Consider the following 14,264-nt stretch of genomic DNA (forward strand, 5'->3'; position numbering starts at 1 on the left):
CGGGCGGTCGCCGGCGACCGCCCGCACGCCGGCCAGGGCGAGCAGGCCGACGGTGAGCAGGTGCAGGCACCAGGTCAGCGTGCGGGTGGCGGGCGTCAGCACCGCAGCGGTGGTCTTCACAGTTCTTCCAGCCTAAGCGGCGATTCCCGCGCGATGCCTCCATCGAAAGTTAGAGCCGGCGTGCAGCCTTTCGACCCGCCACATGCTGTCCTGCGCCAGAAGCAGACCCAGGGGGTCAGCGGCGACGGTAGAGGCCTACCGAAGTTCACCTTCACCAAAGGCGGGTCAAAGCGATGTTCGTCGCCTGGAGAGATCTGAAGTTCGCCAAAGGGCGCTTCGCCCTGATGGGGACCGTTATCGTGCTGATCACTCTGTTGGTCGGGCTGCTGTCCGGGTTGACCGCCGGCCTCGGTCAGCAGAATGTCTCAGCGATCACCGGCCTACCGGCCGACATGATCGCGTTCGCAGCGCCCGGCAAGGGCGAGAAGCCGTCATTCGCCAACTCCACCATCGCGCAGAAGCAATGGCAGCAGTGGGCGACTACCCCGGGCGTGAAGCGGGCGCAGCCGCTGGGCATCACCACCACCAAGGCCACCGCCGGCACCAGAAGCACCGCGGCGTCCGCCTTCGGCGTCCAGCCGGGGTCGACCCTCGCACCGGCCACCGACCAGATCGGCGAGCACGCGGCCGTGCTGTCCGTGACCGCCGCCGAGAATCTTGGTGTCGCCCGGGGCGACACCTTCACCCTGGCAGGGCAGCAGGTGAGCGTCGCCGCCGTCAGCGGTGACGCCTCCTACAGCCACACCCCCGTCATCTGGACCAGCCTGGACCTGTGGCAGAAGCTCGCCCCGGCGACCGACGCCAACGACGGCCCCACCGCCACCGTCATCGCCCTGAACATCACCTCCGGCGCCGATGTTCAGGCCGCCGACGCCGCCGCGGGCACCAGGACGGTCTCCACGGCTGACTCACTGTCCGCAATCGGCTCCTACACCTCCGAAAACGGCTCACTGCAGCTCATGCGCGGCTTCCTGTTCGCGATTTCCGCCCTGGTCATCGGCGCCTTCTTCACCGTCTGGACCATCCAGCGCAGCGGCGACGTCGCCGTCCTCAAGGCGCTGGGTGCCTCCACCGCGAACCTGCTCAAGGACGCCCTCGGTCAAGCCGTGGTCCTGCTGACCGGCGGAACCCTGCTCGGCACCGCCCTGGCCGCTGGCCTCGGCGCGCTTGTCGCCGGCGCGGCCGTGCCGTTCCTGCTCACTCCCACCACCATCCTCGTCCCGGCCGCCGTGATGATCGCGCTCGGCGCGCTCGGCGCAGCCCTGTCCATCCGCCGCATCACCTCCGTCGACCCACTGACCGCCCTGGGGAGCGCCCGATGAGCCTGCACCTGCACGACGTCACCCTCACCTACCCCGACGGCGATACCCGCCTGACCGCCCTCGACCAGGTAACCCTGACCGTGCCCAAGGGCAGTCTGACCGCCGTCGTCGGACCGTCCGGCTCCGGCAAGTCCAGCCTGCTCGCCGTCGCCGCCACCCTCATCACTCCGGACTCCGGCACCGTCACCATTGACGGCACCACCACCAGCGGCATGACCCACGGCGAACTCACCACCCTGCGCCGCAACAAGATCGGCATCGTGTTCCAGCAGCCCAATCTGCTGCCATCGCTCACCGCGGCCGAACAGCTCCAGGTCATGGCACAACTCGACGGCCGCTCCCCGGCCAAGGCCCGCAGCCGGGCGATGCAACTCCTCGACTCCGTCGGCCTCGCCGCCCAGGCAGCCCGGCGCCCCCACCAGTTGTCCGGCGGCCAACGACAACGCATCAACATCGCCCGCGCACTGATGAACGACCCCACCGTGCTGCTGGTCGACGAACCCACCAGCGCTCCGGACCGCGAACGAGGCGCCACCATCATCGACCTCATCACCCGCCTCACCCACCAGGAGGCCACCGCCACCGTTCTCGTCACCCACGACCGGACCCACCTCACCGCGGTCGACCAGATCACCAAGGTCCAGGACGGCCGACTCACCATGTCGGCGCTGACGCGGGGAGCGCGCGCGTAGACAGCCACGCGGACGGTAAGAACTGGTGGGAACCGTCCGTTGTCGCTCCGCTATCGCGTATTCCGTAGGCCACCGAACCGGTCCTCACGGTGAGCCGACCCTTGATGCACGACGAGCCTCGAGTCGTACGCCTCAACCCGGCGGACCGGCCAGGCATCCTCCGCGGTCTCGAAGTAGTACGTCGCACAGCCAAGATGTCGTACTCGTCGCCCCCGTGATGTGCTCCACCGGCGACGGGAGTAACGGTTCACCACGAAAGACTTCAGTCCTGGCTTGGCATGCCGTCTTCAAGCGTGGGGCTCAGCCGCTGAGATCAATGCTCGCCAGGGCCGAGGAACAGCTCGGCCAGCCGGGGTAGCCGCCTCCGCATCTCGTCATCGTTGTCGAAGTCGAAGTCCTCACCCATGTCGGGCTCGCGGGCCTCGTCGATGCCATTCGCAGCGTGCTGGCGGGCCTTCATCGCTTCGTAGAAGGCGTCGTCGTTACCACCTGTGACCTGCTCGTAGGCCTCGCTGGCTACGTAGTTCACCGACTCGGCGAACAGCGTGCCGTCGTCGTCCTCGGCCGCCGCTTGTCGTACCGCGGGATGGTCAGCCAGTCCGTCGGGCGAGGCCAGGACACGCTCGTACCACTCGCGCCCCAGCGCGATGACTCCCGCCCGGAAATCTATGAAGCTGTCGTCCGAGCATCCACCGCCGATCAGGTACGCAGCCGCCCACACGTCCCAACGGTAGAGCGCGTCATGGAGCTGATCGAACAGCTCCTGGAACTCGAGGATGCCCTCCGATGATGTAGCGGCCAAACGCGTCACCAGTGCCGCGGCAACGGCCTCACCGTCGTCGCCGGTCCGCCCGTCGAGACCCGCCCCGGCCGACCTTACAACCGCCCAAAACTCATCAACGTCCACGGCGCGAGAGTCTCCCACGACCAACTGACACAACTCATCCCTTGCAACCCAGGCACCAGTCGCGAGCAGCCGCTCAAGCCCTCCTGACCCTGAACATGCGTCGATGGGAGCGAGCCGGTCGATACGGACAGCGGTTGTCTCGGCAGGTGTAGGGGTAGCGGCGCAGACCGCCAGCGCTCGAAGCCATTCGCTACGCACCATGAGGGCGTCGCCGAACGCCGGTCACGCGAAGGTCGTCGCCGGCTCGGTGGGGTCCGGTTGGGAGGTGCACGGATGAGTTGCCGGCTGGCGGCACATGCCGTGTGCATTGAGGAGGGGCGTGTGCTGCTCGCCCATTATGTTTCGGCGACGGGGGACACGAACTGGACCCTTCCGGTGGCAAGGTTGAGCAGGCGGAGGATCCGTTCGATGCTGTGGTGCGGGAGGTCGCCGAGGAGACGGGCTGCGTTTCGGTGGTCGAACGCCTGCTAGGCGTGGACTCGCGGGTGATTCCTGCCGCTGAGACGCGTCTGGGGATCGAGCATCAGAACGTCGGTATCTTTGCCAGGTCCGGATCACTGGTGGTGTCCTTCGGCCCGAGGCGAACGGCGAGACCGCCGAGTCGGTCTGGACATCGATCTCAGATGTCGCCGGTCTGTGCCGGTCGTCGCTGGTCGATGTCGGTCTTGCGCTGGCGCGAACGCTTCCGGCGACCGGTCACGTCTCTCCGGTTGCGGTCGGCGGCCTGATTCGGCACTGACGCGCCGTCCGGGCGACGACAGAGAGAACAGTGAGTAGTCAGTGAGCTTGGAGATGGCTCACTGTTGGGTCCTCAAGCCGACCCGGCCTCGTCTCGAACTCGTTGCAACCCGCGGGGGTTCGAATACTCAGGAGGGCTGAGTATTCGTCATCAGGTGGCCGGCTCGACCGACCCCTAGTGTTGCCGCGTGGTGACATTCCTGCGTCGGTGGACCCTGCGGGCCGCGAGCTTCGCCCTGACCTGGCTCTACACCCTCTACCGGATCCATCCGGCGGTGTGGCGGCTCACGGCACGTCAGTACCGTCCCTACATGGGCCGCTTCGCCCGGCTACACGCCTGGATGACCTGCCAGTTCGCCGCGATCGACGTGCCCGCGTACGGCGTCTTTCTCCGCCGCCACCACTGGCGGTTCCGCTGGTTCGATCTGTCGTCCTACCCGCCCACCGACAAGCGGTCGTACGTGCAGGCGTACCCGGAGGCGCAGCGTTGTCGGCACGGGCAGATCGAGATCGCCGGCAGCGTGGTCGACGAGTCGTCGGGCTCGTCCGGCCAGCCGTTCAACTGGATCCGCAGCCGCCGCGAGCTGCGCTCGGTGCACAAGAACCTGGCCGGCTACGCGACAATGGTGTTCCCGTCCGAGCGGCGCTTCGTCATCAACGCGTACTCGATGGGCGCCTGGGCCACCGGGACCAATACCGGCATCGCCATGTCGGCGATCGCGATGGTCAAGAACACGGGGCCCGACCTGCGGAAGATCGTCGACACCCTGTTGTACTTCGGCCCCGGCTTCGACTACATCGTCACCGCCTACCCACCGTTCCTCAAGCACCTGCGCGACAAGCTCGACGCCGATGACTTCCCCTGGGCCGAATACCGCATCAGCGGACTGGTCGGCGGTGAGGGGATGACCGAAGCGCTGCGCGACTACCTGGAGGAGCGCTTCGTCAAGGTGCGTTCCGGCTACGGGGCCAGCGACCTCACCATCGGCATGGCCGGGGAGAGCGACTTCAGCGTCTGGGTCCGCCGACAGCTGCGTACCGACGCCGCGCTGCGGACCGCGCTGCTCGGCGCCGACGAGCACCGGCTGCCGATGGTCTTTCAGTACAACCCGCTGGAGACCTACCTGGAGACCACAGCGGACCACGAGGTGCTCTGCACGATCAACTCCACGGCGATGCTCAATCCCCGAGTCCGCTACAACATCGGCGACGAGGGCCGGCTGATCTCGTACCCGGATGTCCTGGCCGCGATCGCCGATCCCGCGGCGCGGGCCGCCGCGGACCGTGCCTGGCAGGTCGACCGGATGCGTCTACCACTGCTGTTCCTGTACGGCCGCAAGGACAGCACGATCTCCTATATGGGCGCCAACATCTACCCGCAGGACGTCGAGTATGGCCTCTATGCGGGCAATCCCCAGGCGCACCTGCTGCAGAGCTTCTGCCTGGCGGTGACCGAGCAGGCCGACCTGGAGAGCCGGCCGGTGGTCAACCTGCAACTCCGCGAGGGCCTGGCGCTCGACCCGGTGCAGCGGCGAACCCTCACCGACACCTGCCGCGCGGGAGTGTTGCGCCACCTCGCCGAGGTCAGCCGGGACTTCGCCGAATCCCTCGCCGAGGACCCGTCCGCGGCGGACCTGCGGGTGGAGGTCCACGAGTACGGCACCGGCCCGTTCGCCGACGCGGCGTCCAGAATCAAGAACGTCTACCTGGTGAAGGGCGCGCCAGCATGAGGACCACCGACTTCTCCGCCGCGCCCGCCGTGGGCCAGGCGACAGCCATGTTCGTCGGCGCCACCCGTTACCGGGGGCCGCGCTCGATCATCACGCTCACCCGGACCTGGATCCGAATGGTCCGGCAGATGAGACGGATGGACGGATACCGCTGGCACACCGTCTACTACCAGTTCCCGTTCACGCTCGGCACCATCGCCTTCTTCAGCGACCGTGACGCGCTCCTGACGTTCGCCCGCAGCCGCCATCACCGGGACCTCATGTGCTGGGTGACCGATCACGGCACGAAGAACGCGACAGGCGGCTACATCCGCCTCTACAACGCCGAGCCAGAGGGCTACAGCAACGGCATCTGGCGCGCCGAGTCCGACGTCATGGCACACATACCTACGTTCACGCCGCTCTCACGTGAGACGTCCGGCCCGCCGGTGCACCGCGCATGAGAGTGGACCCCGTGCAGTCGCGGGCCGACCTGCGCGCATTCGTCGACTTTCCGCTCCGGCTCCACCCGACCGACCGGTACGTACCGCTGGTGTCCTCGGTCATCGCGGCCCACCGGGACGCCGCCGAGCTGTTCGTGGTCCGCGACCGACGCGGCGAGGTCGTGGGACGCACCAGCATGCACCGCAGCGCGCCCCTCGACGACAAGATCGGCCCACGACAACTGTTCGGGCACACCGAGTTCGTCGACGACGACGATGTCTTCACTGCCATCATGGACGCGGTTGCGACCCGGGCCGACGGTCGACACCTGTTCGGGCCGGTGGCCCTGCTGCCCAACCAGACCGGCGGGGTGATCACCTCCGGCTTCGCCGACCGGGGCTTTGTGGACTCGGCGTGGAACCCCCCCTACTACCCCAAAATGTACGAGCGGCACGGCTTCCACCGTCGCTTCGAGGCCGACACCTGGCTGGTCGATCTCGACGGTACGGCCCCGGCTGCTCGGCCCGCAGCCGGTGCTCCGGCCGGAACCGACCACGGTTTCACCTTCGACGATGCTCGGATGGCCGCCGAACGGCTCGTCATCCGGCACGGCTCCCGGTGGCACCTGCGCAGCCAACTGCCGATCCTGCGCCGGATGCTCAACGCGAGCTTCGCGCAGTTGGGCTACTACACCGACATCTCCGCCGAGCAACTGGCGGAGCAGACCGACGGCCTGGCGTTCCTACTCGACGAGGCGCTGCTGCTCTGGCTGGAGAAGGCCGGCCGACCCGTCGCGTTCGTCGTCACCGTGCCGGACATCTCCGACTACCTGATGAGCGTCGGCGGTCGGCTCGGCGTACTCAATCAGCTCCGGCTTCTCGCCAGCCGCGGCCGGTACCGGCGGGACGCGGTCCTCATCATCAAGGGCACCGTTCCCGATGAGCAGGGCAACGGGTACCTGACGCTGCTGTCCCGGGAGTTGCATCGCAACCTCGCCCGCAACGGCTACCGGACGCTGCGCAGCACCTTCGTCGAGCGGACGAACGTCGCTTCGGCCGCTCAGTACCGGCGCGCGGGTGGGCGGCCACTGCACGGGTACACCTTCTACGAGCGAGGAACAGCGGTGTGAGTTGGGTCGAGCAGTTGCGGGCTGCCGAGGCGATCTGCCGTCGGGCACCAAGCGCACACAACACGCAGCCGTGGCGACCGGAATACCACACCGACGAGATCACCATCGATGTTGATCCCGCGTGCCGCCTGCCCGACTCCGACCCGACCGGGCGTGACCTGACCCTCGGTATCGGCGCGTTCGTCGAGACATGCCTCATCGTCTCCGCCGAACTCGGCCTCACCGTCACGGTGGCGCCCGGTCCACGACTGGTCCCCGCAGCACAGAGGTACACGACTCCGTTCACGATCGCCGACATCGAGGCCCGCCGGGTCGCCCGTGGTCCATACGCACCCGGGTACGTCGACGACGCCGTCCTCGCCGATCTCGAGCCGGGTATCGCGCACGTCCCGACCCGAGATCTCGTATCGGACCTGGCCGTCGCCGACCGGTGGATGTTCCGCACACCTGCCGTCGCCGTCGAGTTGCGGGACTGGCTGCGTCTCAGTCCACGCCATCCGCAATATCACCTCGACGGACTCACGGACCGGGCGCTCAGCCTGTCCCGGACCGAGGCGCGTGTCCTGTCCGCCGCGCTGCGCGCGTACCCGGTCACCCGCCGACTGGGCCTGCCGGCGCTGCTGGCCGCCAGCGGCCGCGGCCTGTTGCGCTACGACGGCAGCGTCCTGGTCCTCCTCGCCGTCGACGGCGACGACCAGATCACCTCAGGCCGACGTCTGCTGCGTACGTGGCTGGCTCTCGCCCGGCACGGCCTGGCGGTCCATCCGCTCAGCCAGCTTATCGACTGCCCCGCGACCGCCGGTCGGCTCGCCGACCGGGTCGCCGGCCAACCGCTCGCCGTGTTTCGCGTCGGCCGACCCCGCATCGCCCCGGTCCGTTCGGCCCGCCGCGGCGAGCGATAGATCACTACGATCGCTAGCCTCGCGCGAGCTTCAGGGTTGCGCTGAGCGTCAACGGCGGTGGGGCAATGGGTCGTGTTGCCCCTCGGACACGAACCACAACCCCACGGTGCGCGCTGAGATCCACTGCAGCGCGCACCGTTTGCGTTTCGGTCTGGTAGGTGAGTCGCAGTCCGAGTTGCCGGTAGACCTCAGCTTTGTCGTCGGGGTCGGCGTCGCGCAGCACGGCGGCGATGTCGCCGAGCGCTCGGACTAGGTCGGCGATCTGGGAGCGGCTCATCCGGCGTGGCTCTGTCTGCGGGGTCGTTTGAAGACCAGCTTCGGCTCGTGTCCGTTCGGCCTGGGTTTCGGTGATCCAACCGGTCACTAGTGCGGGATCTGCGCCGGCGTCGAGGGCAGCCCGATATTGGGCGAACTTTGCGTCACAGGCCGCGATCGTGGCCTGCGCTGCGGCCGTCTGTGGCGTTGTGTCCGTTGGTTGGGCGTCGCACATGGCGGTGATCGTTCGATCGAGGTGGTCCGGGGTGAACGCAGATGCCAGCCACTCGTCGAGCGGGTCGGTGAGGGCGTCCTCGCGCAGGTAGACGTTGCGGGGGTGTTCGACCTCGTTGGCCAGGGCGTACTCCTGGGGGAAACGGCAGCGGTAGTAGGCGGCGCCGTGGTTGTACTGGCCTTGCATGCGTCGCTGACAGACGGCGCAGTAGATCATCCCCCGGAAGACGTAGGGGTTGCGGGCATCGCTAGCCTCGCGCGAGCTTCAGGGTTGCGCTGAGCGTCAACGGGCGCCGAGTAGGTGGGCAACAGGTTGGTTACGAGTACAACACCTGTCCTCGCTCATTCGGTGAACTCGGTCCAGGAGACAGCGCGGTCGAGCCGCTGGGCGGCGAGGTCGTCGACACGGATCATGAAGCGGCCGAAGTAGACGTCGTCACGGGTCTCGAACTGCACCAACGGGAGCCACTCCCGGCGGGTCCGCTGCAACTGCTGTTCCACGAGGAAGGCCTCCTGGGCGCGGTCGATGCCGGTTAGGCGGCCTCGCAGCTTCTTCTCTGCCATCTCCAGCTCAGGATCGTTGTACAGGTGGCCGTAGGACGTGCCGCCGGTGTGCCACGAGTAGCCGCCGAACTGGAAGGCGGCGAAGTTGGCGGTTGGCCAGAGCCGGTCGACCAGGGCACACAGTTCCCGACGATGCGGCATGTCGCGCGCCATCTGCTGCTGAAAGACGGACAGGTCCGCATCCTCCGCGATCAACCACGAGGGCAGGTCGGCGTGGACGACAGCGAAAAGGTCCTGCTCGGGGGCGATGAAGTCACGGTTCGCGTAGTAGGGATGGGCAGCGTAGTCAGCCGGCAACTGCGCCGCGGTCTCCGTGCCGGCCCGCACGTACAGCAGCCGCCCGTACTGCTGCTCGTCGCTGCGCTCACAGACGTCGTAGTCCTCTTCGTGATGCAGGAACACCAGCAGGGAGCCGTCCGACGGTAGCGGCAGGCGCTCGACCCGCGGTAGCGCGGCACAGTCGAAGGACGCGACGAACGGCAGTGGGTAGCCCTCCGGGTCGGTGGGCCACGGCATGCCGACCGGGAGCTGCGGTAGGCCGCCGGCCTGGCCGACGAGCAGGTCGGCGGGCCGCCCGGGCGCCAGGTCCCGAGGATGCGCTGCGATCTCGCCGTTGTACTGCTGACTTGTCCAGATGGCGAAGCGCAGCAGTTCGGCGAACGTCGCCGTCTCCGTCTCGGTGAAGCCCGCTTCGGTCGCGGCTCGCCGCAAAAGCCCGTAGTGATCCACGGACGTCATACTGACAGGCCTAATTCAGCCGGCGGTGGCAGGCGTCATCCGCTCTTCGGCTACTCGCCCACCGCGGCGGCCAGGATGTCGTAGTCGTGCCCTTGTGGTCGAAGCTGCTCCCGTCCGCGGTCAGCACCGCGGCCAGGGACTTGGTCTTTCAGCGGCTTAATACCGGTGCCCTGGGCGGGAGCGGCGCCCAGGGCGGAGGCGACGAGCGCGTTGGTGGCGACGGCGGCGCGGATCAGCTCGTCAGATAGCGCAGGTCCCGCACCGCCTCGCAGAACGCGACGGGGCCCAGGCCCTCGCACCCGCGTACTCCAGTCAGGGTCTTGGGCTGGTCCGGTTCATGCCAGTTATATCGAGGCGTATATGTGATCTCAACTGTCTGCGGCCAGTCGCGCCGCACAGTGGTGTGGTCCTCGCCGAAGCGCCAGCCCTTCGAGGTGAGTACGAATAGTTTCCGCGCGTCGATTTTCATGCCGGCGAAGGTAGCCGGGTCTATCTCGTCCGGTGTTGCCAGCTTGCGGCCTAGCTGCGGGAACGGCTGGATGATGGCGTAGTCGGCGAAGATCTCCGACCAGGCGGCCCGGTCGTCGCCGAGGTGCCACGGGTGCGGCACGGCGACGGTGGCCGTGTCGTCGAGCTGCCATGCCTGGTCGTGCAGGTCGGCGAACGTCCGGTCCTCGGCGACCCGGAAGCTGACGGTGCCGTGTTCGCCGGACGCCGCCCACACCAGCCGGTGGGTGAGCTGCCACATCAGCGGGTGATCCAGGAACAGGTCGCGGAACTCGGCCGCACTCCATCGGCGACCGGTGACCATGGCGTCCTCGATGGCCCGGATGCGCTCGCCGCCGATCTGTTTGACCTCCTTCTTCAGGTCGGCGAAACGTTCGTACGCCGCCGGTGCCAGTACCGGATCGTCGGTGGCGGCCGGCCGCGGCAGCCGGGACAACCGGCGTCCGTCTGGGGCCGCGATCCACGGCTGCAACTGCTCGTCGAGGTTCACCGTGAATCGGCGTGGCCCGTAGTCCAGGACCGTCCGGCCATCCGCGTCGAGACCCAGGTCCGGCACGATCCGGTCGGCGAGTTGCTCGGGGCTCAGGCCACGGGCGGCGGCTGTGCGGGCGAGTCGTTGGGAGGCGTGCTCGCGTAGACCGGCGGTTGACGCTCTGCGGCTGAGCCGATGCAGCTGGGTCAGGGCGAAGTCGGTGCCGATCGCGGCGAGCACGTCCATCGCGGTGCGGATCCGGGCGCTGGCGGACGACCATTGCGGGAGTACGGCCACCAGGTCGGCGACGGTGGTGTCGTCACCGAGCGCGGCGATGGAGACCAGCGCGATGCCGCTCTTCGGCGGGTATTCGGCCGCGCGCCACTGCTCGAGGACGGCCCAGGCGAACGCGCCCAGCTGTTGTGGCTCGCAGGTGTCACGGGCGGCAATGAGCTCCGGTCGCGGCTTGGTGATCGTGGAGAGGGCGAGCAGCACACACAGCCGGTGGACCGCCTCTGGGGCCAGTCTCTCGCCGGTGTCGCGGACGGTGACCTCGGCAAGCTTGGCGGGGATCAGCCATTCCGGCAGGTCCGGTTCCCGCGGCAGCACGCCGGACAGAACCGGTGGCACCACGCCCTGCGGGCCGGGGGAAGGCAGACCGGCGATCGCCTGGACGCGGGCCCGCCCGTCGTCGTCGAGGGCCGCCAGCGACTGGGGATACGCGAGAACGTGGTCGCGCAGCAACTCGATGACGAGTGGCTCGGTGGCTCTGGTGAGCAGTGCCCGCAGCGCCGTCCCGGGATCGCGCTTGGCCGCCGCCAGCAACGCCGGCCGGAAGTATTGGCGCTCGACCCGGTCCACGACGAGCCCGAACGCCTCTTTGGTCGGGATCGCGGCCAGCGCGGCGACGGCCCGTTTCACGTTGTCCGCGCCGTCGATGTGGCGGTAGTAGTCCTGCTGGTCCAGCATCGTCGCCCACCCGGCGCCGAGCCCGGCCCCGCCGTTCGCGACGATCTCCTCGGCCCGGGCGCGGCCCGGCCCGGCCAGGTGCGGGATCCACCGCGGCTCGGTGAGCACCATCGCGCCGAACAGGTCCCGCGACACCGCGTCGTCGCGCTCGGCGAGGACACGCAGAACCCGCAGCGGGTAGCGGGTCAGCACGCCCGACTTGAGCAGGTTCCCTGGCCGCCACGGCTTCTCGTCGAGGTGGTCGCGGACCAGGATCCGCATCGCGTCGTCGCTGGGTGTGCCGGCGACGAACCGGGCCGCATCCGGGTTGAGTCGTGTCGGCTGGTTCAGGGCGTTGAATTCGTGCAGGTAGAGCAGTTCCAGATAGAAGTCGTCAGCCAGAAAGGTGACGGCGGCCGGTCCCACACCGTCCAGCACCGTGACGGCGTCCCCGGGTTCCTCGAAGCCGAGCATCGTCCGGCGGATCGCGCCGCGCAGTTGCTCGAGATGTTCGGCGCGGCTCGCGGCCAGTAACAGGATCCCGGACATCGTGCGGTGATCGGCCTCGATCCACTCCTCCCGGCCGGGCTCGTCGAACCATGCCGCTGCCGCCGCACAGTCCTCGTCCACCCAGTCCTGCCGGGTCGGCATCAGGTAGGAGGACAAGATGCGGCCGGCCGGGAAGTTCCGATGCCCGGCCAGGACGGATTCCGCCTCCCTGTAATCCCGGTCCGACGCGACCGCGAGGTGACGCCGGACCGCCCGGGCCACCGCATACGTGGCGCCGAGGTCATCGCCGCGCCACCCCTGCTCGTAGGTGTCGCCCTCGGAGGCGCGGGTCCAGAGCTCACCGGTGTGGCAGATCTGGTTCGCCGCCACGACGGCCCGGACCGCGAACAGCAGCCCGGCCCGGGCCACCCATGCGTCCACCAGGGTCTGCCCGTCGGCGGGCACGTTGCGATAGACCACGAGCAGCGCTGCCACCGCAGCGGCGACCGGGTCATCATCCGGTGCCCGCAGATGCCGCTCGCCGGCGGCGACCAGCGCCGCGTCGAAGACGGCGTTACGGCCCAGCACGAGGGCACGTCCCTGCGTGATCCGGTCCGTCGCGAGGAGGTCCCGAAGCCGCTGCGCGGCGCCCGCCGGATCGGTGATCGCCGGCCGCCACCGGCCACCTCGCCGCGGATGGACACGGGCCCACCAATCCTTCGGCATGTACCAGGCGTCCTCGTCCGGCACCGTGAACCCGCGCATAGACCCTCCTCGTCGACAGTTCGCGGGGAGGGTAGTACATCGGTATGACAGATACTGTCCACAGTGGACGGCTTTCCAGGGGCCGCAGCGCAGCGGATGTGCGAGGGTCTTCCCGATATCGAACCGGCTTCTGAGGGTGACGGAGCGGGGCTGCGATCTGTTCGATTCGTTCGGATTCGAGCGGGTCTACGACGTTCCGCCAGCACAGATGCTCAACGGCATCCGCACGGTGGCAATGGGAGCCGAGATGAGGGCCTCGGAGGTGACCTGGCAGATGGTGGGCAGTACACGCGGCTGGCACCCATCCGGCCCGATGATCAACGCAAAGACCAGGTGCAGGGTCGCGTCGATCAGTTTGATCATCCCGCGGGTGGCCGGGTGCTGGACCATCGTGCTGTCCGCTGTCAGGCGAGCGGTCAGATCAGCCGGCTGACGCCGATCCAGTTCGGGAATCGCTATCCGGATCAGGCGACAGATGAGGCCCCGCCGGACGTCCAGCACGATCCGTTCCGCCGTACGCTCACTCAGCCACGTCTGTCCCGCGGCCAGCCGCAGTGCCCGGTACCACTACCTGCTCGACCGCGACGACGATCTCTTCAGGGCGCATCGGCGCGACCGTAGATCCCGCTCGATCATCCTGTCGATCCGCCCACTTTTTCGAGCGGTGCAACGTTCCGGGTGGGCGGTTCCGTTCTACCTCCGTCACGAGGAGGCAGTGGACTTGATAGCCGAAGACGAGCAAGCATTCCGCGAGTTCGTGGCGTCAGAGATGGCGTCACTGCGCAAGCTGGCGTACGTGACCTGCGGCGACTGGCACGCGGCGGAGGACGCCGTGGCCAATGCTCTAATCAAGCTCTATCCCCGCTGGCGGAAGTTGGACCGGCCCGATCTCTACGTCAAGACCATGGTCTACCGGGCTGCGGTCGACGAGACCCGTCGGCCGTGGCGGCGCGAGCGGTCGGCCGGTGACGCCATGCCGGACATCGCGCTGCGCGACCCCGCCGGTGCGATCGACGAGCGGATGCGCCTGCGGGCGGCGCTCGACGCGGTGCCACCCCGGCAGCGAGCCGCAGTCGTGCTCCGGCACTACCTGGCACGGCGACCTGGAGGTCGCCCCGCCCGCGGCGCACTTTGCGCTCCTGCCGCCGATCTTTCCCGAGCTTGACTTCTGGGTGCCGGCGGGAGAAGGCGTGCTGGCGCCGTTGACGGCACCCGCACCATTCTCGACGCGACGGACCTGACCCGCGACAACGAGGACCAGCCACCGCGCGGCTGATCGCAGCCTGGCCGCCATCCCCCGTGGGAGGCGGCGCCCAGCCGGGGGTGCGGGCAGCCCCCACCTGCACCCAGGCAGCCTGACCGACCGTCTTAACCAGACAGTCACCGGGG

General features: G+C 68.4%; 13 protein-coding genes. 8 read left to right on the top strand and 5 right to left on the bottom strand.

The window, feature by feature from the left end; genetic code table 11:
• Positions 1-359: 359 nt before the first annotated feature.
• Positions 360-1,382 (top strand): FtsX-like permease family protein, encoded by a 1,023-nt coding sequence (locus AB0B68_RS28335; RefSeq protein ID WP_357194305.1) that lies wholly within the window; start codon positions 360-362, stop codon positions 1,380-1,382.
• Positions 1,379-2,074: an ABC transporter ATP-binding protein gene (locus AB0B68_RS28340; RefSeq protein ID WP_357263919.1), complete on the top strand. Its 696-nt coding sequence runs from the start codon at positions 1,379-1,381 to the stop codon at positions 2,072-2,074. Before AB0B68_RS28335 ends, AB0B68_RS28340 begins: the two co-directional genes overlap by 4 nt.
• A 313-nt stretch (positions 2,075-2,387) precedes the next feature.
• On the opposite strand, the gene AB0B68_RS28345 is transcribed toward AB0B68_RS28340, so the two are convergent.
• The gene (locus AB0B68_RS28345; protein ID WP_357194299.1) at positions 2,388-2,981 is read right to left on the bottom strand and encodes a DUF4240 domain-containing protein; all 594 of its coding nucleotides are present in this window, start codon (positions 2,979-2,981) and stop codon (positions 2,388-2,390) included.
• A 362-nt stretch (positions 2,982-3,343) separates the two neighbouring features.
• On the opposite strand from AB0B68_RS28345, the gene AB0B68_RS28350 reads away from it, so the two are divergent.
• From AB0B68_RS28350 to AB0B68_RS28370, 5 genes are all read left to right on the top strand, one after another.
• On the top strand, positions 3,344-3,709 hold the full coding sequence (locus AB0B68_RS28350) for an NUDIX domain-containing protein (RefSeq protein WP_357264004.1): 366 nt from the start codon (positions 3,344-3,346) through the stop codon (positions 3,707-3,709).
• A gap of 198 nt (positions 3,710-3,907) precedes the next feature.
• The gene (locus tag AB0B68_RS28355) at positions 3,908-5,449 is read left to right on the top strand and encodes a phenylacetate--CoA ligase family protein (protein WP_357263922.1); all 1,542 of its coding nucleotides are present in this window, start codon (positions 3,908-3,910) and stop codon (positions 5,447-5,449) included.
• Positions 5,446-5,892 (top strand): DUF4188 domain-containing protein, encoded by a 447-nt coding sequence (locus AB0B68_RS28360; RefSeq protein WP_357194291.1) that lies wholly within the window; start codon positions 5,446-5,448, stop codon positions 5,890-5,892. Before AB0B68_RS28355 ends, AB0B68_RS28360 begins: the two co-directional genes overlap by 4 nt.
• Positions 5,889-7,001: a hypothetical protein gene (locus AB0B68_RS28365; protein ID WP_357194288.1), complete on the top strand. Its 1,113-nt coding sequence runs from the start codon at positions 5,889-5,891 to the stop codon at positions 6,999-7,001. Before AB0B68_RS28360 ends, AB0B68_RS28365 begins: the two co-directional genes overlap by 4 nt.
• Positions 6,998-7,903, top strand: coding sequence for a hypothetical protein (locus AB0B68_RS28370; protein ID WP_357263926.1), 906 nt, complete (start codon positions 6,998-7,000; stop codon positions 7,901-7,903). Before AB0B68_RS28365 ends, AB0B68_RS28370 begins: the two co-directional genes overlap by 4 nt.
• Before the next feature lie 13 nt (positions 7,904-7,916).
• On the opposite strand, the gene AB0B68_RS28375 is transcribed toward AB0B68_RS28370, so the two are convergent.
• From AB0B68_RS28375 to AB0B68_RS28390, 4 genes are all read right to left on the bottom strand, one after another.
• Entirely contained in the window at positions 7,917-8,609 is a 693-nt protein-coding gene (locus AB0B68_RS28375) for a zinc ribbon domain-containing protein (RefSeq protein WP_357263929.1), read from the bottom strand.
• Positions 8,610-8,734: 125 nt separating this feature from the next.
• Positions 8,735-9,694, bottom strand: coding sequence for a DUF1963 domain-containing protein (locus tag AB0B68_RS28380; RefSeq protein ID WP_357263932.1), 960 nt, complete (start codon positions 9,692-9,694; stop codon positions 8,735-8,737).
• A 232-nt stretch (positions 9,695-9,926) separates the two neighbouring features.
• A complete protein-coding gene (locus AB0B68_RS28385) occupies positions 9,927-12,875 on the bottom strand; it encodes a DUF4132 domain-containing protein (RefSeq protein ID WP_357263935.1) in 2,949 nt (982 codons plus the stop codon).
• Positions 12,876-13,061: 186 nt separating this feature from the next.
• A complete protein-coding gene (locus AB0B68_RS28390; protein ID WP_357194276.1) occupies positions 13,062-13,376 on the bottom strand; it encodes a hypothetical protein in 315 nt (104 codons plus the stop codon).
• Between the two features lie 220 nt (positions 13,377-13,596).
• Between AB0B68_RS28390 and AB0B68_RS28395 the strand changes: the two genes are divergently transcribed.
• On the top strand, positions 13,597-14,040 hold the full coding sequence (locus tag AB0B68_RS28395; RefSeq protein WP_357263938.1) for a sigma factor: 444 nt from the start codon (positions 13,597-13,599) through the stop codon (positions 14,038-14,040).
• The last annotated feature ends 224 nt before the right edge of the window (positions 14,041-14,264 follow it).

It is taken from the genome of Micromonospora sp. NPDC049049 (genome assembly GCF_040649115.1).
Lineage (GTDB): Bacteria > Actinomycetota > Actinomycetes > Mycobacteriales > Micromonosporaceae > Micromonospora.

What these genes read in the sequence shown, in the direction of transcription:
- AB0B68_RS28340 (WP_357263919.1), top strand. Translation starts at nt 1,379, where the DNA reads ATGAGCCTGCACCTGCACGACGTCACCCTCACCTACCCCGACGGCGAT.
- AB0B68_RS28360 (WP_357194291.1), top strand. Translation starts at nt 5,446, where the DNA reads ATGAGGACCACCGACTTCTCCGCCGCGCCCGCCGTGGGCCAGGCGACA.
- AB0B68_RS28365 (WP_357194288.1), top strand. Translation starts at nt 5,889, where the DNA reads ATGAGAGTGGACCCCGTGCAGTCGCGGGCCGACCTGCGCGCATTCGTC.
- AB0B68_RS28375 (WP_357263929.1), bottom strand. Translation starts at nt 8,609, where the DNA reads ATGATCTACTGCGCCGTCTGTCAGCGACGCATGCAAGGCCAGTACAAC.
- AB0B68_RS28380 (WP_357263932.1), bottom strand. Translation starts at nt 9,694, where the DNA reads ATGACGTCCGTGGATCACTACGGGCTTTTGCGGCGAGCCGCGACCGAA.
- AB0B68_RS28385 (WP_357263935.1), bottom strand. Translation starts at nt 12,875, where the DNA reads ATGCGCGGGTTCACGGTGCCGGACGAGGACGCCTGGTACATGCCGAAG.